The organism is Mucilaginibacter sp. OK283 (assembly GCF_900110415.1).
Taxonomy (GTDB): Bacteria; Bacteroidota; Bacteroidia; order Sphingobacteriales; family Sphingobacteriaceae; genus Mucilaginibacter.
The window spans coordinates 886,561-904,538 of the sequence record NZ_FODR01000001.1; the positions used below are offsets into that span (position 1 = coordinate 886,561).

At 44.9% G+C, this 17,978-nt stretch carries 13 protein-coding genes; 10 read left to right on the plus strand and 3 right to left on the minus strand.

Going from position 1 to position 17,978, the window contains the following annotated elements; genetic code table 11:
- Nucleotides 1-119 precede the first annotated feature (119 nt).
- The 7 genes from BMX56_RS03800 to BMX56_RS03830 all read left to right on the plus strand — a co-directional run bounded on the left by BMX56_RS03800 (nucleotide 120) and on the right by BMX56_RS03830 (nucleotide 13,322).
- Complete coding sequence (locus BMX56_RS03800) at nucleotides 120-3,398, plus strand: TonB-dependent receptor (protein ID WP_177183701.1); 3,279 nt, start codon at nucleotides 120-122, stop codon at nucleotides 3,396-3,398.
- Nucleotides 3,399-3,418: 20 nt separating this feature from the next.
- The gene (locus tag BMX56_RS03805; protein ID WP_090640999.1) at nucleotides 3,419-4,978 is read left to right on the plus strand and encodes a RagB/SusD family nutrient uptake outer membrane protein; all 1,560 of its coding nucleotides are present in this window, start codon (nucleotides 3,419-3,421) and stop codon (nucleotides 4,976-4,978) included.
- Nucleotides 4,979-5,122: 144 nt separating this feature from the next.
- Nucleotides 5,123-7,177 (plus strand): alpha-L-arabinofuranosidase C-terminal domain-containing protein, encoded by a 2,055-nt coding sequence (locus BMX56_RS03810; RefSeq protein ID WP_143065352.1) that lies wholly within the window; start codon nucleotides 5,123-5,125, stop codon nucleotides 7,175-7,177.
- A 17-nt stretch (nucleotides 7,178-7,194) separates the two neighbouring features.
- Nucleotides 7,195-8,682: an arabinan endo-1,5-alpha-L-arabinosidase gene (locus BMX56_RS03815; protein ID WP_090641003.1), complete on the plus strand. Its 1,488-nt coding sequence runs from the start codon at nucleotides 7,195-7,197 to the stop codon at nucleotides 8,680-8,682.
- Nucleotides 8,683-8,965: 283 nt separating this feature from the next.
- A complete protein-coding gene (locus BMX56_RS03820) occupies nucleotides 8,966-10,939 on the plus strand; it encodes an alpha-L-arabinofuranosidase C-terminal domain-containing protein (protein WP_218152370.1) in 1,974 nt (657 codons plus the stop codon).
- Nucleotides 10,940-11,209: 270 nt separating this feature from the next.
- Entirely contained in the window at nucleotides 11,210-12,214 is a 1,005-nt protein-coding gene (locus tag BMX56_RS03825) for a family 43 glycosylhydrolase (RefSeq protein ID WP_218152371.1), read from the plus strand.
- Between the two features lie 124 nt (nucleotides 12,215-12,338).
- A complete protein-coding gene (locus BMX56_RS03830; protein ID WP_090641008.1) occupies nucleotides 12,339-13,322 on the plus strand; it encodes a glycoside hydrolase family 43 protein in 984 nt (327 codons plus the stop codon).
- Between the two features lie 7 nt (nucleotides 13,323-13,329).
- Here the strand turns inward: BMX56_RS03830 and BMX56_RS03835 are convergent, their stop codons facing one another.
- Together BMX56_RS03835 and BMX56_RS03840 are read right to left on the minus strand one after the other, a co-directional pair.
- Entirely contained in the window at nucleotides 13,330-13,611 is a 282-nt protein-coding gene (locus tag BMX56_RS03835) for a type II toxin-antitoxin system YafQ family toxin (protein WP_090641010.1), read from the minus strand.
- Between the two features lie 9 nt (nucleotides 13,612-13,620).
- On the minus strand, nucleotides 13,621-13,818 hold the full coding sequence (locus tag BMX56_RS03840) for a hypothetical protein (protein ID WP_090641012.1): 198 nt from the start codon (nucleotides 13,816-13,818) through the stop codon (nucleotides 13,621-13,623).
- A 186-nt stretch (nucleotides 13,819-14,004) separates the two neighbouring features.
- Here BMX56_RS03840 and BMX56_RS30025 point away from each other — a divergent pair, with 186 nt between their 5' ends.
- The 3 genes from BMX56_RS30025 (at nucleotide 14,005) to BMX56_RS03850 (ending at nucleotide 17,262) form a co-directional block, all read left to right on the plus strand.
- A complete protein-coding gene (locus BMX56_RS30025) occupies nucleotides 14,005-14,169 on the plus strand; it encodes a hypothetical protein (protein WP_177183702.1) in 165 nt (54 codons plus the stop codon).
- Nucleotides 14,170-14,171: 2 nt separating this feature from the next.
- The gene (locus BMX56_RS03845) at nucleotides 14,172-14,651 is read left to right on the plus strand and encodes a nucleotidyltransferase (RefSeq protein WP_090641014.1); all 480 of its coding nucleotides are present in this window, start codon (nucleotides 14,172-14,174) and stop codon (nucleotides 14,649-14,651) included.
- A 151-nt stretch (nucleotides 14,652-14,802) separates the two neighbouring features.
- A complete protein-coding gene (locus BMX56_RS03850) occupies nucleotides 14,803-17,262 on the plus strand; it encodes a PIG-L family deacetylase (protein ID WP_090641016.1) in 2,460 nt (819 codons plus the stop codon).
- Nucleotides 17,263-17,415: 153 nt separating this feature from the next.
- On the opposite strand, the gene BMX56_RS03855 is transcribed toward BMX56_RS03850, so the two are convergent.
- Nucleotides 17,416-17,970 (minus strand): DUF922 domain-containing protein, encoded by a 555-nt coding sequence (locus BMX56_RS03855; RefSeq protein WP_090641018.1) that lies wholly within the window; start codon nucleotides 17,968-17,970, stop codon nucleotides 17,416-17,418.
- Nucleotides 17,971-17,978 lie beyond the last annotated feature (8 nt).

Here is a 17,978-nt window from a genome sequence, read left to right on the forward strand (position 1 = left end):
GTTAACTACCAGCCCTTTTGAAAACCAAATAGTTAAAACAACCTTAATGCTAAATTATGAAAAAAAATGTACCCCGCATTAACCAAGTGCGGTTAAACCAATTTTTGAAAATATTTCTTATGTTTAAATTTATCCTTGCCCTGGTGATTGTATCGTCATTTCAGGTTTTTGCAAAAGGATATGGCCAGACAGTTATCAATGTTAATTTCCAGAATGTTACCTTAAAGAAGGCGTTCAAGGAGATCGAAAAAAAATCTGACTACCGCTTTTTGTATAACGACGATATCCTGGCAAAAAATGAATTGCCCGCCAGTCTTAACGTTGCCAATGCATCGTTAGATGAAACAATGGCCGCCCTGCTTGCCAAAACCAACCTGGTTTACAAGCTGAGCGAAAATAACCTGGTGATACTGTCAGAAAAAGGTGCCACAGTATCGATACTTACCGTAACCGGTAAGGTTACCGACGAGGCTGGTATGCCTATGCCCGGCGTAAGCATCAAAGTAAAAGGAACAAGCGCCGGTTCGCAAACTGATGTGCAGGGAAGGTATGTACTGAACATTCCGGACGCCAGCGCCAGTAATGTAGTGTTGGTGTTTTCGTTTATAGGATATACTACGCAGGAAGTACCGTTAAATGGCAGTTCGTCGCTTAATGTTCAGCTTAAAGCATCGTCAAATTCATTAAACGAAGTTATTGTTGTAGGGTACGGATCGGTAAAAAAGAAAGACCTTACAGGCTCTGTATCGGTAGTAAACGTTGATAATGCCAAAAAAACAGCATCATATGATGTAGCCAAACTATTACAGGGCCAGGCAGCCGGTGTAAGTGTACAGGGATCTGGCGAGCCGGGTGGTTTTGTACAAATCAAAATCAGGGGTATATCTACATTTGGTAACAATAGCCCCCTGTTTGTTATTGATGGCGTACCCGTTGATGCCCCGTTTGATTTTCCTACCGATAATATAGAAACCATACAGGTATTAAAAGATGCATCCGCAGCTGCAATTTATGGTTCGCGTGCTGCTACAGGAGTGGTTATCATCACGTCTAAAAAAGGGAAATCGGGCCCTTTAAAAGTTAATTATAACGGCTATTACGGCCTGCAAAATATTGCCAAACGAATGGATGTTACCGATAGGGTAGGTTATCAAAAAATAACTACTGCTGCGGAGTTAAATGCCGGCTTAACCATAGCCCCTGCAAATGATCCTTCAAACGCGGCCTTCATCAGTAAAACCAATACCGACTGGCAAAAGGAAATGTTTAAAACCGGCAAAATACAGGATCATAACCTGAACTTATCCGGCGGCAGCGATGCCATAAGCTATAATGTTGGTCTTGGTTATTTTGATAATACCAGTACATTATCTGGTCCGCAAAGCTACAGGCGTTATAACTTTACCGGTAGCTTCCAGGGTAAAAAAGGCATATTTAGCTTTGGTGGTAAAACAGCATACACCCAATCGCACAAAAATAACCCGGCTATTACAAGTTCGCACGCGGTATTTGGCGGTGGCCTTACCAGCATGCTAACTGCTATACCAACTATGCCGGTTTATGACCCTAACAGGCTGGGCGGCTACGGGGGCAGCGATAACGTAACCCAAAGGGCTATTACCCTTAACGTTATTGGTATGAATAACCTGGTAACCGATTACAGCAACCGTAACAGGATGTTTGGCAATTTTTGGGGCGAGCTGGAGCTGGTAAAAAATCTTAAATACAAGGTTAACGTAAGCTACGACCGTACCGATTATGAGAACTTTCACTACGAACCATCATACGATCTGGGTTTTTATTACCTGAATACCAAATATTACCTTAACGATCAAAACGGTAACGCGCATACTGGCCTGGTTGAAAATACCTTATCGTACCAGTTAACCGCGGGCAAACACAAGCTGGATGTTTTGGCGGGTACATCATACCAGGAAGATCATAACCAGTTTGTTACCGGTACAGCGTCGGCCGCCGGCAGCCTTCAGTTTTTTACCTTCGGTTCCATTGCCGATCCAACCTCAAAAGGCTTAGATGGTTATAAAGACGCCAGCACTTTGTTATCATACTTTGGCCGGTTAAACTACAACTACGATAGCCGTTACCTGTTAACTGTAAACTTCAGGCGGGATGGTTCATCAAGGTTTGGTCCTAAAAACCGCTTTGGTAACTTCCCTTCAATTGCCGCTGCCTGGAACGTTGGTAACGAAAAAGCTTTTCATTTACCATCATTCATAAGCAGCTTAAAGCTCCGCACCGGCTATGGTGTATTGGGTAACCAAAATTTTGCCAACTACATGTACCAGTCATACATCAACGGCAACGCCAGCTACCTGTTTGGCAACACCCTTGCACCTGGTGCAACCACAGTTGCCGTTAGTGATCCTAACATTAAATGGGAATCTACATCAACAGCAAATGCTGCGGTTGACTTTGGCTTTTTCAATGATAAACTGGCATTTACCGCCGAGTATTTTTATAAAAAATCTACTGATATCCTGGCTGGTATTCCGTTGCCTTTATCAGTGGGTTCGGTGCCTGCATCGGTGACGACCAACGCGGCATCAACAGAAAATAAAGGTGTTGAGTTTTCTGTGAGCTATCGCGAAAACATTGGCAAACTACAATTGAACATTACTGCCAATGCCAATACACTTAAAAACAAAGTATTAAAATTAGGCGGTACCAACAACCCTATATACGGCGCGGGCAGTAAAACTGAAGTTGGCCGCGAAGTAGGCGAGCTATATGGCTTTGTTACTGAAGGCATTTTCCAAAACCAGGCCGATATTACCAGCCATGCTACCCAAACATTGGCAGCGCCCGGCGATGTTAAATTTAAAGATGTTAACGGCGACCATGTGATTACTGATGCCGACAGGGTTTACCTGGGTTCGGTAATTCCTAAACTTTATTACGGCTTAAACGTGGGGGCATCGTACCAAAACTTTGATGCATCGTTTTTCCTGCAAGGCAGCGCCGGCAACAAGGTATTTAACGGTGTATATCACGACCTGATGGTTGGCCAGTACGGCAACTCATCAACAGCCGAACTGAATTTCTGGACGCCGACCAATACCAATACCAACATACCGCGACCAATCATTGGCGACCCGAACGGCAACTCGCGCTTCTCTGATCGTTTTGTGGAAAGCGGCAGTTATATCAAATTACAAAACGCGCAGTTAGGTTATACCATACCTAAAAATATTTTAAATAAAACACATGTTTTCAGCAGCTTAAGAGTGTACCTGTCTGGTCAGAATTTATTGATCATTTCTAAATACCGTGGCTACGACCCTGATTTTATAAGCGACGGTTTATTTAGCCGTGGCTATGATTATGGATCGTTTCCAAATCCAAGAACGGTTATGTTAGGTGTACAGGTAGGATTGTAAAATTTATTAAAAACAGAGTCATGAAAACAAACACAAAATATTTTATATGGGCATTCGCAGCTGTAGTATGCCTTAGCGCCTGTACTAAGAAGTTAGACCAGGTAAATCCAAATCAGCAAACAGCGGCGTCATTCTGGAAAACACAGGCCGATGCTATTGCGGGCTTAAATGCCGCTTATGGCAGTTTAATTATTGATGGTACTTACATGCGTTTTACACCGGCTATGCTGGATATCAGGGGCGACGATGTACGCAGCAACAGCCCATGGACAGCATTTTATAACATTGGCCGTTTTGCATTAGGCACAGCAGATGGTGCAGGCTACGGCTGGGCTTATGGCGCATATTACGAAGGTGTTGCCCGTGCCAACCAGGTGCTGGATAATGTGCCCAACATTACAATGGATGCCGGCTTAAAAAGCCGCATACTTGGCCAGGCCCATTTTTTAAGAGGATTGTATTTTTTTCACCTGGTTAACTTTTTTGGCAAGGTATCGTTGCCTACCCATTATGTAAAAACATCGGCCGATTATTTTGTAAAACAATCAACCGAGGCCGAAGGCTGGAAACAGGTAGAAGATGATTTTACCGCGGCTGCTGCTTTGCTGCCGGCATCCTACACATCAACCAACGGACCGGATGCAGGACAGATTGGTCGTGCCACTAAAGGCGCCGCCATGGCATTCCTGGGCAAAGCTTTATTGTTTAACAAAGATTTTGCCGGAGCCGCTACGCAGTTTAAAGCGATTATTGACGCAAACGTGTACAGCCTGGTTGCAAACTACAAAGACAATTTTACCGAAGCCAACGAAAATAATTCAGAATCGATATTTGAAGTGCAGTTTTCACGCGACGCCGGGGGTACAGACCTTGGCTGGGGCGGTGCGCCGGTATCAACCTGGGGCCGTACATCGGCAAGGGCCATTACATTTGCTCCACGCAGTTTTGGGTGGACAGACGTGCAACCTACATTTTCGGCATTGAACGAATACATGATCGAAAAAACAGTTGACGGTAACGTTGACCCAAGGGTTGATGCCACCATTTATTACAACAAACCCGGCGAGACCTTATATGGCCAATCGTTTTTTGAGAGGTACAAAAATAACCCTGCCGATTTGAACGACATATTTTGTCGCAAATATGAAAACGGTGATACCCGTGCTGATGAATTTGACTGGCGCTCGGGCATCAACGAAAGGATTATGCGCTACGCCGATGTGTTGCTGATGTATGCCGAGTGCCTGAACGAGACCGGCCAAACCGCACAGGCTTATCCGTACATACAAATGGTACGTACCCGTGCCAAACTTCCCGACCTGGCAACTACCAAACCAGGCATGACCCAGGCCCAGATGCGCGATCAGCTGGCACATGAAAGGTTGTTGGAGTTTTGTTTGGAAGGTCACCGTTTTGATGATATCCGCCGTTGGGGATGGTTGCAGGATCCGGCCAAACTGGCTTTATTAAAATCGCGCGATGCCGAGTTTAATACTTACCAGGCAGGCCGCGAATATTTTCCTATCCCGCAATCAGAAATTGATAACAACCCTGGTTTTAAACAAAACGCTACTTATTAAGTAAGGTTAAATGTTATGCAGGGGCGCTTGTTTACGCCTCTGCATAAAATAAACACAGATTAGGTTAAAGCTGTGCCGTTTTTTATAAACGGTGCGGCTTATTTAACTCCAAACAAAATTTTTGCGGTGATAAAAAAACTTTGCTTGATAATTTGCATATGCCTCGCGTTTCAGCAACGGGTTAATGCGCAATCCATAAATCAAAAGGAAGCCGTTGTTGATGTTACCATTGATGCAGGCCGCAAAGGGCCGCTAATATCAAAGCTGGTATACGGGCAGTTTATTGAATTGCTGTTTAATTATTTTGAAGGGGGCCTGTGGGCCGAAATGCTGGGCGACCGGAAATTTTTTTACCCGGTAAATTCAAATGAAAAATTAATCCCCGGCAACTCCCGCAATTATTTAGGCCGATGGAAACCGCTTGGCCCCGATGCATTTGTAAAAATGGATAGCGCGAACGCCTATACCGGCGAGCATTCGGTTAAGGTTGTTATGGACAATAAATCAACGCATGGTATACAGCAAGGCGGGCTCACCTTTTTAAAGAATAAGGCTTATGCCGGTTACATAATTGTTAAAGCCAAAAAAGGCGCAATAATTAACATTGATGTTATTGCCGATGATAACTTAGGTAACCTGAACATCGCCCTCCCGGTGATAGCTAACGGGTTTCATAAATACTCCTTTAAGTTTAGGGCTACTGCAGGCAACGCCACTTTTAAGGTATGGGCAAAAGGCAATGGTTCCTTTAATGTTGGTGCGGTTTCTTTAATGCCTGCTGACAATGTACAAGGCTTCAGGGCCGATATTTTACATGATTTAAAGGAGATGAATTTGGGCATCATCCGCTGGGGTGGTAATGCTTCATCCGGTTATGATTGGCGAAATGGTATTGGCGACAGGGACAAGCGAGCCCCCAAATATGATTACGCCTGGAGCGCCATGGAATCAAATGATGTGGGCACAGATGAATATATGACCCTTTGTAAGTTACTGAATGTGGTGCCCTACATAGGCGTAAATGCCGGTTTTGGCGAGGCATATTCAGCTGCTCAATGGGTACAATATGTTAATGGATCTGCATCGACACTAATGGGTAAACTAAGGGCTCAAAACGGGCATCCGCAACCCTATAATGTAAAATGGTGGGGTATAGGTAACGAGATGTATGGCGAGTGGCAACTGGGCCACATGCCTATAAAATACTACGTGATTAAACACGAGGTTTTTGCCCGGGAAATGAAAAAGCAAGATCCATCAATAATCCTGGTGGCATCCGGTGCATCACCATTTGAAATGGGTGCGACATCGGTATACGTTAGCCACCCCGAAATTGCACATGTGCCATATAGCTACGGCTCGGAGCAGGATTGGTCGGGCAATTTACTGACCCACGATGCTAAGTACATGAATTTTATAGCCGAGCATTTGTACCCCATATCCGATTCGGCCTACAACGAAAAAACGCAGCAGTTTGATCATGTAAACGATTCGTTGCCGCAACGCATCAGGCGCCTGCCTAACCGCATCAAGGGCGCGGCCGAAGCTTTTGAGCAATACATGAACACTATTCCCGAAGTTAAAAGCAGGAACATCCTGATGGCGATGGACGAATGGCGTATGAAAGATGGCTGGGGACTGGAAGACGCACTGGCAACCGCAGAAGGCTTTAATGAGATAGCCCGGCATACCGATATTATCAAAATGTCGGCCTATACATCAACAAGCGCGCCGCTGGGTTTGTTGTACAACGCGACTGCAAGCGCCATGCAGCCCAACGGCCTCGTTATTAAACTATATGCTGATCATTTTGGCAGTATCCCGGTAATGGTAAGCGGCAACGCCAATCAGCCCCAGGTTGCCGGTACCACCGGTGCCGACAGGCCCGCCACGTCATCAGGCAGCAGCACTTATCCATTAGATGTAATGGCCGCGCTGACTAACGATGGCAAGAAAATAACCATCGCGGTGGTTAACCCAACAAGGCAAACACAAACACTGCAAATACTATATAAAAATATAAGCATTGCTGCCGACGGGCAAAAATGGACCATAGCAGGCAGCGATTTAAAAGCCATCAATGTGCCGGGAGCTAAACCAACTATCGGCATTGTGCCATCGGCAGTTAAAAATGCCGGCGAGTCGCTCAGCACCGAGCCGTTAAGCGTAACACTATTTGAACTGAACATTAAACAATAACAAAACCGGGAAATAGCATGATGAAGAAAGCAAAATACCTATTGGCGATAACAGGGCTGGCAACAGTAATGATATCCTGCTCAAAAAAGGACACGCCTACGCCAACCAAAACGGATACAACTACAACACCGGTAACGCCGGCAGCTTTCAATATTAATTCGATTACGGATACTTATGCCGATATCTCGGCTTTTACTTATTACCCAAAATGGACGGTATACAATGTACACGATCCATCCATCAAAAAATTTGGCGATTACTATTATTGCTACAGTACCGATGTTGGTTTTGGGATAGATGTCCGTTCGGGCCTGCAAATCCGCCGGTCGAAAGATCTGGTGCAGTGGGAATATGTGGGTTGGGTATTTTCATCTTTACCTGCGCAGGGTTCGGCATACATTACCGGTAAAGGCGGCACCCCGTTCAACTCGTTGTGGGCACCTTATGTAATGAAGGTAGGATCTGAGTATCGCCTGTATTATTCCCTCTCATCGGCGGTAGCGCGGTTAAGTGTTATCGGTATGGCAACCGCCACATCGCCCGAGGGGCCATGGACCGAGAAGGGGGTAGTGGTAACATCGGCCAATGATGCATCCATTCAAACCAACGCTATCGATCCAACGGTGGTAACTACAACCGCAGGCGAGCAGTATATGTATTACGGTTCGGCATGGGATGGTATCTATATTTTAAAGCTGGATGCTTCAACCGGCCTTGCGGCATCACCCGGCGATAAAGGCAAACGGATTGCCAACCGCGGTTTTACAGGCGGCAAATACAATGGCAACATTGAAGGTGCCGAGGTGATTTATAACCCCGACCTGAAAAAATATTTCCTGTTTATCAGTTACGATTGGCTGCAAACCAAATACAACGTTAGGGTAGGCAGGGGCGATAGCCCAACCGGTCCGTTTTATGATTATAACGGACAAGATATCAATACCAATGTTGATCATGGGCCAATGATTTTGGCCCCATACCAGTTTAACGGCCATGGCGGCTGGCAGGGAACCGGGCATTGCGCGGTATTTGATGATGGCAGCGGGCAATATTTTATGGCACACCAGGGCAGGCCGGGCGTTAACTCCTATTTCATGGACCTTCATGTTCGCAAAATATCATGGACACCTGATGGCTGGCCGGTGGTTTCGCCGGAGCGTTATGCCAATGTTGCCCAAACAGCTATTGCTAATGCCGATGTCGTGGGTACTTACGAGAAGATAACTTTAGGTTACCATATTGTACCTGGCTACGGAACCGAGCAAACCAATCCCGATTTCCAGGTAGCTACTACATTTAAACTGGATGCTGCCGGTACCATAGATGGCAGCGCCACCGACACCTGGACTTATGCATCACCATACATCACCCTAAAATACGCTGCCGGCGCCACCTACAAATTAAAAGTTGAACGCGAACGCGACTGGGAAAACAAAGTAGCATCAACCTTAATATTTACCGGGCTGGATAATATAGGCACGGCTGTTTGGGGGAAGAAGAGGTAAACAGTAACAAGTTGTAGGATATAGTCATTCTCGCTTATCCAATTTTCCTGTCATCCTGAGGTACGAAGGATCTATCAGCCGTTCATAACCGATAGAAAAGTTCACTAATAGATCCTTCGTGCCTTAGGATGGCAGTCTTTTATTTTTGAATGTCATTTCCTCCGTCAGAATCCGTGGATTTTAAAACTCGAAATGACATTTTTTTATTTTTTAAAATAATGATTGTGAAAATTACACTTATTAATATTTTTTTGTAGTTTTAGCGTACCAATACAAACCAACAATGATCAGGAAAGCTTTTTTTACTTTTTGCGGTGCAGGCATGCTTTTATCTGCACAGGCGCAAACGCCACGGGTTTATACCATACAGGCCGATAAAATTAAAACGCCCATACAAAAAACCATGTACGGTATCTTTTTTGAAGATATTAACCAGGCTGCTGATGGCGGTGTTTATGCCGAATTAATAAAAAACCGGTCGTTTGAGTTTAACATGCCGATGATGGCCTGGGACGATCATAAAAAAGACGGCGGCGAAGGCCGGGTAGAAGTAATTAACCGCGCTACAGAAAGGCCGGAAAACCCGCACTTTATAAAGGTTTATGTAACATCAGAAACCGGATCGTTCGGTTTGGAAAATGAAGGCTTCCGTGGCGGAACCGGCATTAAGGAGGGCGAAACATACAGCTTTTCGGTAATGGCAAAGCAAAACGGCGACAGTAATGTAAAACTGAATATAGAACTGCATGGCGATAATGATGCCATTATAGGCAAAGCCGATTTGAGTGCACCCGATAAGGAATGGAACCGTTACAGCGTAAAATTTACTGCATCGGCCACAGCTAAAAAAGCAAAGGTTTATGTTTGGCTAACAGGCAAAGGTGTTATCGACCTGGATATGATCTCGCTGTTTCCTGAACATACCTGGAAAAACAGGCCGGGAGGTTTACGCGCCGACCTGGTACAAAAGCTTGCCGATATTAAACCTGGCTTCCTGCGTTTTCCAGGCGGATGTATTGTAGAAGGAAGAGAGTTGAACACCCGCTACCAATGGAAAAAAAGTATTGGCGATATTGATAAGCGCACCAATATTATTAACCGCTGGAACACCGAGTTTGCGCATCGTCCGGCGCCCGATTATTACCAAACATTTGGCCTGGGCTTTATGGAGTATTTCATGACCGCCGAAGATATTGGTGCATCGCCGCTGCCTATCCTGAATTGCGGTATGGCCTGCGAGTTTAATACATCCGAAATGGTTCCGCTTGATCAGCTTGATCCTTATTTGCAGGATGCACTTGACCTGATTGAATTTGCCAACGGCGATGTAAATACCAAATGGGGTAAGTTACGTACTGATCTTGGTCACCCGGCTCCTTTTAACCTGAAATTGATTGGTGTGGGAAATGAGCAATGGGGCCCGCAATATATTGACAGGTGGAAAATATTTGCCAAAGCTATTAAAGAAAAATATCCCGATGTAAAAATTGTATCGGCCTTAGGCCCGTTCCCGAAAGGGCCGGAGTTTGATTTGCTGAACAAAACTTTCCGCAGCCTGGGTGCCGACATCCTGGACGAGCATTATTACGCATCCCCAAAATGGTTTAGGGACAATGCCCGCCGTTATGATAATTACGACCGCAAAGGGCCAAAAATATTTGCCGGCGAATATGCCGCGCAAAGTGTACAAACCGGTAGCCCCCTGAACAAAAATACCTGGGAATGCGCCCTTGCCGAAGCAGCCTTTATGACCGGTCTTGAGCGTAACGCCGATGTTGTTAACATGGCATCATACGCGCCGCTTTTTGCCCATGTAGACGGCTGGCAATGGACCCCCGATTTGATCTGGTTTGATAACCTGAAAAGCTACGGTACACCAAATTACTATGTACAACAATTGTTCTCGCTAAATAAAGGCACCGATGTAGTGCCCCTGATGCTGGGCAATGAGTCGGTTGCCGGGCAGGATGGCTGTTATGCCACCGCCAGTTTAGATAAAAACACCAATGAGCTGATCATCAAATTTGTAAATACTGCCGCCACTGCCCAAAACGTAAGCTTTAAAATAAACGGTGGAAGCTACCAGAAAAAAGCTACTGTAATAACACTGCATAGCGAAAAAGGCAGCGACGAAAACTCGTTGGATAACCCAACGGCAATAAGCCCGGTACAAAGCACCATGGCGGTAAGCGGTAAATCGGTAAATGTTAATGTGGAGCCTAATACGTTTAAGATAATCAGGTTGAAGAATAAGTAGAAACTAAGTTTATGTCATTTCGAAACGAGGCACGAGTGAGAAATCTTATACGCTTTGCAGCCTAGTCAGCTTGTTAAATGTAGGTTGTTCAAGATTTTTAGCATAGGTCAAGAGAGGGTTTCTTACTTGTTATTTGTTTACGTATAACATATCCAATTTTCCTGTCATCCTGAGGTACGAAGGATCTATCAGCTATACGTGGCCTTATAGAAAAGTTCGCAAATAGCTCCTTCATACCTCAGGATGACAGTCTTTTATTTAAACATTATTTTGAAAAAACTAACTATCGCCATCCTCCTGATAACCTCCTGCATCATCACTCATGCGCAGGAGTTAAAAACTGGTATCTCGGTGCATGATCCGGTGATCATGAAGCAGGATAGCGCGTATTACATTTTTTGCACGGGCATGGGGATATCCATGTGGTCGTCGGCAGATAAGGTGCATTGGAAGCGCGAACAGCCTGTGTTTGCCAGTGCGCCACAATGGGCTGTTGATGCTATCCCCGGTTTTAAAGGGCATATCTGGGCACCCGATATTTCGTATTATAACGGCCTTTACTACCTGTTTTATTCAGTATCGGCATTTGGCAAAAATACCTCGGCTATTGGCGTGGCTACCAATACTACTTTACATCCTAATGATGCGGCTTATAAATGGGTTGATCATGGTAAAGTGATCCAATCTGTCCCCGGTAACACCAATTGGAATGCTATCGACCCTAATTTAATTATGGATAAAGATGGCACGCCATACCTTGTATTCGGCTCGTTTTGGGATGGACTGAAATTGGTTAAGCTTAATAACGACAGGTTAAGTGTTGCCGAAAATATAGAGAATATCCCAACCATCGCAACGCGCAGAAAAGCAGTTAACGAAAATCTGCCCGCTGTGGATGGCAACCCGGTTGATGCCGGTGGTAACGCCATTGAAGGCCCGTTTATTTACAGGCACGATAAATACTTTTACCTTTTTGCATCGATAGACTACTGCTGCAAAGGACCTAAGAGTACTTATAAAATGATCATTGGCCGCTCAAAAACGTTAAAAGGGCCTTACCTTGATAAGACCGGCCTGGCCATGAACAAAGGCGGCGGCAGCATTTTATTGGAAGGCGACAGCAACTGGTATGGCGTTGGCCATAATGGTGTTGCCCACTTTGACGGCGACGATTACATCATTTACCATGGTTACGACGCGGCAGACAGAGGCATATCCAAATTGCAATTAAAAAAACTGAACTGGGTTAATGGATGGCCGGTGATAGGGGAATAGAATTTAGATAAGAATCTTGTCATGCTGACGAAGGAAGCATCTATTTGCCGATTTGCTTAGCCCGGCGGAAGGGCTTGTAAATAGATCCTTCGTTCCTCAGGATGACAACAGGAACAGAAATTATATGAAAACATCAAAATATCTACTCGCATTGACAACCATTTTGGGCTGCCTTACCTCGGTACAAGCCCAAACGGTAAAATCGGATTCCATTATTCATACCGATGGTAACCCCATTATCCGCCATGAGTTTACCGCAGATCCGGCTGCGATGGTATATAAAGGCAAAGTATACCTGTATACCGGCCATGACGAAGCGCCAACCAACCACAACGGTTACGTAATGCATAATTGGACGTGCTTCTCGTCGTCGGATATGGTCACCTGGACAGAACATCCTTCGCCAATGAATGTAAAAGATTTTACCTGGGCACGGGATGATGCCTGGGCATCGCAGGTAATTGAGCGCAATGGCAAATTTTATTGGTATGTAGCTGTTGAGCACGCCACCATACACGGCAAAGCCATTGGTGTAGGCGTTAGCGACAGCCCAACCGGCCCCTTTAAAGACGCCCGCGGAACGGCCTTGGTTACCAACGATATGACCAAAGCCGTTAAACACTCCTGGGACGACATCGACCCATCGGTTATTATTGGTAAAGACGGGCAGGCCTACCTGTTTTGGGGCAACGGCATTTGCTATTATGCCAAGCTAAAACCCAACATGACCGAACTTGACGGAGAAATTAAAACCATTACCCTGCCGCATTATACCGAAGCGCCATGGATACATGAACGTAATGGATGGTATTATCTTTCATACGCCTATGAGTTTCCCGAGAAAATAGCCTACGCCATGAGCCGCAATATCAATGGCCCTTGGGTTTATAAAGGCATCATCAACGAAATTGCCGGCAACTCCAACACCAATCACCAGGCTATCATCAACTTTAAAGGCAAAGATTATTTTATATACCATAACGGCGCCCTGGTGCCCGATGCCGGCAGCTTCCATCGCTCGGTATGTATCGATTATTTGTACTATAATAAAGATGGTACAATAAAAAGAGTGGTGATGACAAGCGAGGGGGTGAGTAAGGTTAAATAGGATTTGATTAAAAAAGATCGGAATGCGTGCCTGTGCGCACCAACTCAAGAAGCATTATTTGTTCATTTTCATCCCAAATAAGTAGCAGATCTGGTTTTACGTGACATTCCCAATAACCCTTATAGTCGCCGCTGAGTTTATGGGCATTGTGTTTTTTTGACAGTCCGCTATGCCCTTTTTCAGCAAGCGTAGTAATAACCTGTTGCAATAATTGTAAATCTTTAACGGATCGTTTTTTAAGCAGTTTTAGATCTTTTAAGAATTTTGTGGAAGTAACTATTTCAAACATCTTCCTTGATCAGATACTGTCGAACAATTCATCTACGCTTTTGTATTTCCGTCCTTTTCCGGCTTTAAGTTCCGCCATAGCGGCAATAGTATCCGCATTTGGAATGCCGGATTGCTTTTTTACTTTAACAGTCACTCCAAGTTCCTTTAAAAATTGCTTAACAAGGCGGGTTTTATTATCTGGTACATTTATTTCAAGTATTTGCATAACAAACTTTTTGGATGTAATACAAATTTACTTAATTGTAATCAGCTTGAATAAAAACATGTCATATTTTTATAAGCCGGATCAAGTTTGCAATCACTTTAGCTTTAGTCGTTATGCTTAAATACCTGTGTTAATTATTTTGACCGGTATTTTCCTTAAATTTGATAATATTTAATGGCTTAAGTTATGGAAAAAGTGAAGCAATCATTTGATCAGGCCGAATTAGAACTTTTAAAAGAAGGTTTAAAGCGAAGCTATAAAGAGCGTTTTGAAATGGCTACCCGTTTATATAAAATACAGCAAGCTGCCAGCAAAGCTTCAATAACTCATAAACCATTTATCAGTAAATAATTGTGGATGTATTTGATGAGGAAATTGTTAATTTCTGGAAAGCCCTGCAAGATTACCATGTGCAATATATTCTGATAGGTGGCTACGCTATAAATTTTCATGGTTATCAGCGTTTCACAGGTGACCTGGATATTTGGATTAACGACAATTTAGAAAACAGGCAAGCCTTACGTAAAGCTTTCATAGCCTGTAATATGGGTGATTATCCAATAATAGAAACCATGCAATTTGTGCCTGGCTGGACTGAATTTCACCTAAACAACAGTCTCCGGCTTGATATACTCACCGAAATGAAGGGCCTGGAGCAATACAGCTTTGAGGAATGTCTGCAAATGGCTTCTGTGGCCGATATTGAAAATGTAAAAATACCATTCCTGCATATCAATCAACTGATAATCAACAAAAAACGGGTTAACAGGCCGAAAGATCAAAGCGATGTTTTGGCGCTTGAACAGATACGTAAATTAAGGGATGATATCTAAATTTGTTTATCTCCGGGGTATCGGGCCTGTGCGATACCAATAAATTAAGCAGCGCCAGTGATTCTACTGCGCTTTGTGCCAAAAGTCGGCCTAATGTTATATTATTGATACAGAAAATTGTAAATAGGTATCTTTCAATATATTTGTTTTCATGAAGCGTACCTCCTTTGTTATAGCCTTATTATTCCTTTATAGCTGTGTAACCGCCCAAACTTCGCCACCAACGGATATCGGCACTATTCAGCAAAATCTTAAAAAGCTAAATACCCTGGGCAGCGTATTGTACGTGGCCGCCCACCCCGATGACGAAAATACCCGCCTGCTGGCCTACCTGGCGCAGGAAAAGCATTACCGCACGGGATATTTATCGGTCACGCGCGGTGATGGGGGACAAAATTTAATAGGTAACGAGCAAAGCGAGCTGCTGGGGCTTATACGCACGCAGGAACTGCTGGCCGCCAGAAAGGTGGATGGTGCCGAGCAATTCTTCACCCGTGCCAACGACTTTGGTTTTTCCAAAGGGCCCGAAGAAACTTTGAAAATTTGGGATAAAGAAAAGGTTTTGGGCGATGTAGTTTGGGTTATCCGCAAGTTTAGGCCGGATGTGATCATTTGCCGTTTCCCTACTACAGGCGAAGGTGGCCACGGGCATCATACCTCATCGGCTATATTGGCCCAGGAGGCTTTTAGCGCGGCTGCCGACCCAGCCAGGTATCCCGAACAATTAAAATATGTAAAACCATGGCAGGCCAAACGCCTGATGTGGAACACCTTCAACTTTGGCAGTACCAATACCACCGCCGCCGACCAGTTTAAGATTGATGTTGGCGTATACAACACTACCCTTGGCAAAAGCTATGGCGAATTAGCCGCCGAGAGCCGCAGCAACCATAAAACCCAGGGTTTTGGCTCGGCTAAGCAAAGGGGCGAGTCCTTTGAGTTTTTTAAAACTATTTTGGGAGATGCCCCGCAAACCGACCTGATGGATGGGGTAGAAACCGGCTGGAAGCGTGTTAAAGACGGCGCGGATATTGGCGAGTCGATAAAAGTAATCAGGCGGAATTTTGATGTGGAAGCCCCCGAAAAATCGGTAACGCCATTGGTGGCATTGCTGGGTAAGGTTGAAAAGATATCGGACGTATACTGGCGCACCCAGAAGACAAAAGAACTGGGCGATTTAATAGCTGCCTGCGCAGGCTTGTGGTTTGAGGCTTATGCCACGGAGGCCACTTATGCGGTAGGGGATAAGATACAGATCCGGTCGGCAGTGGTGAATAGGTATAATGATAAGGTGAAGATCAATAAAATAGGCGTTGGCAACGATGTTTTGGACCTGGGGCCAAAAGTTATTCCAGCCAACCAGCAGCAAAGTTTTGAAAGTTCAACTATAGCCGATAAAATAACACAGCCTTATTGGTTAGCGTCAGATCATAAGATAGGCACCTACAATATCCCTGATGATGCAATGGCCGGCAACCCCGAAAATCCGAATCTGCTTACCGCCAGCTTTCAGTTTATAATTGAGGGCAAACCGGTAAACTTTGAGCGCAGCCTGGTATACAAATATGTTGACCCGGTACGCGGCGAAGTTTATCAGCCATTGGAAATTACCCCGCCGGTTACCGCTAACATCGACGGAAAAGACTGCATTTTTAACAGCCAGAAACCGCAAAGCATCCAGGTTAAACTCAAAAGCTTCACTGTAGCCAGCGGTAACGTGAGCATAAAACCTGTAGATGGCTGGAAAATAAGCCCGGAAAAAATTGAGTTCAGTGATAAAAATAAAAACGATGAGTGGACGGTTTCTTTTACTGTAGCGCCCGCCGATAATAAGCCAAAAACTGCCGACTTGCAGGTTATTGTGATGGCAAACGGCAAGCCGTATTCACTATCGTTACGCAGGATAAGGTACGATCATGTGCCTGCTATTACCCTGTTCCCTGCGGCCGAAGCCAAGCTGGTAAACCTCGACCTGAAAACTGCAGGCAAAAAATTAGGCTACATTGCCGGTGCCGGCGATTTGATGTCCGAGGCCCTGCGCCAGGTTGGTTATGATGTGCACATGCTATCAGAAAACGAGATCATGAACGGCGATTTATCAACCTATGATGCCATTATTACTGGGGTACGTGCTTACAACGTAAACGAGCGCCTTGCTTTTGAGCAGCCCAAGTTAATGGAATATGTAAAAAATGGTGGCAACCTGGTAGTACAATACAACAATAATTCGGGCCTGGTTACCAAACAAATTGGCCCATATCCCTTTACCGTAGTTAACAGGAGGGTTACCGATGAGGATGCGGTTGTAACCGTTTTAGATCAGCCGAACCCCGTACTCAACTACCCCAACAAAATTACCCAAGATGATTTTAAAGGCTGGATTCAGGAACGCGGCCTATACTTTGTAAGCGACGTGGACCCCAAATACAAAGCCATTTTGCAGATGAATGATAAAGGAGAATCGCCCCTTAACGGATCGCTCATAGTTGGCGACTATGGCAAGGGCAGGTTTGTTTATACTTCGCTTGCCTTTTTCAGGGAACTGCCCGCCGGAGTACCGGGGGCGTATCGTTTGTTTGTGAATCTATTGAGTAAACCCGGTGGTGAGTAGTGAGTAGTGAGTAGTGAGTTGGATTTGTTAAATAGTTAAAACAATCTTCGTCAAATCAACTTTTCACACTGACCACTGACCACTGACCACTGACCACTGACCACTGACCACTGACCACTGACCACTGACCACTGACCACTGACCACTGACCACTCACTCCTCAGATGGTTCAAACTCCAGCCGTTTTTGGAAGTATAAATCCCAGCTGCGTTGTTGCTGGCGGTTGGTCATGTGCTGGGTGTCGTCGTCGTAATTGGAGTTAAGCTGCTTGTATTTGGCATCTATGCGGTTAAAAAGCGCCATCGCTTCATTTCGGTAATTGTAGCTGAAACGGGTTTTGCCTATCTGCCTTAATATCTCCTGCTGCTCCAGGTAAGCAATCAGGTAGTGGCCCTGTTCGTGCTTCAGTATTTCAGAAAGCATCTCCTGCGATGTTACACGGCTCCTGTCAAGCCATGATTTGTAGTTATTGAGCAGCAGGTTTACGGTTGCCGTAAGGATATACGACCCGCTGCGGTTACTGGCCTCGTATTTAAAATCGATGGTACAGTTGGTGTATGCAACAACACCACGGGCATCTGGCCTCGGGGTTCCTAAAAAATCATTAATAGTTAGCGGATGATAACGTTGGTACTGCTGCGCTCTGGCAGTCATCGTCATTAAACATATGGCGGCAGCGCCAATCAACTTCACTAATCGTACTTCCATTAAGTGCA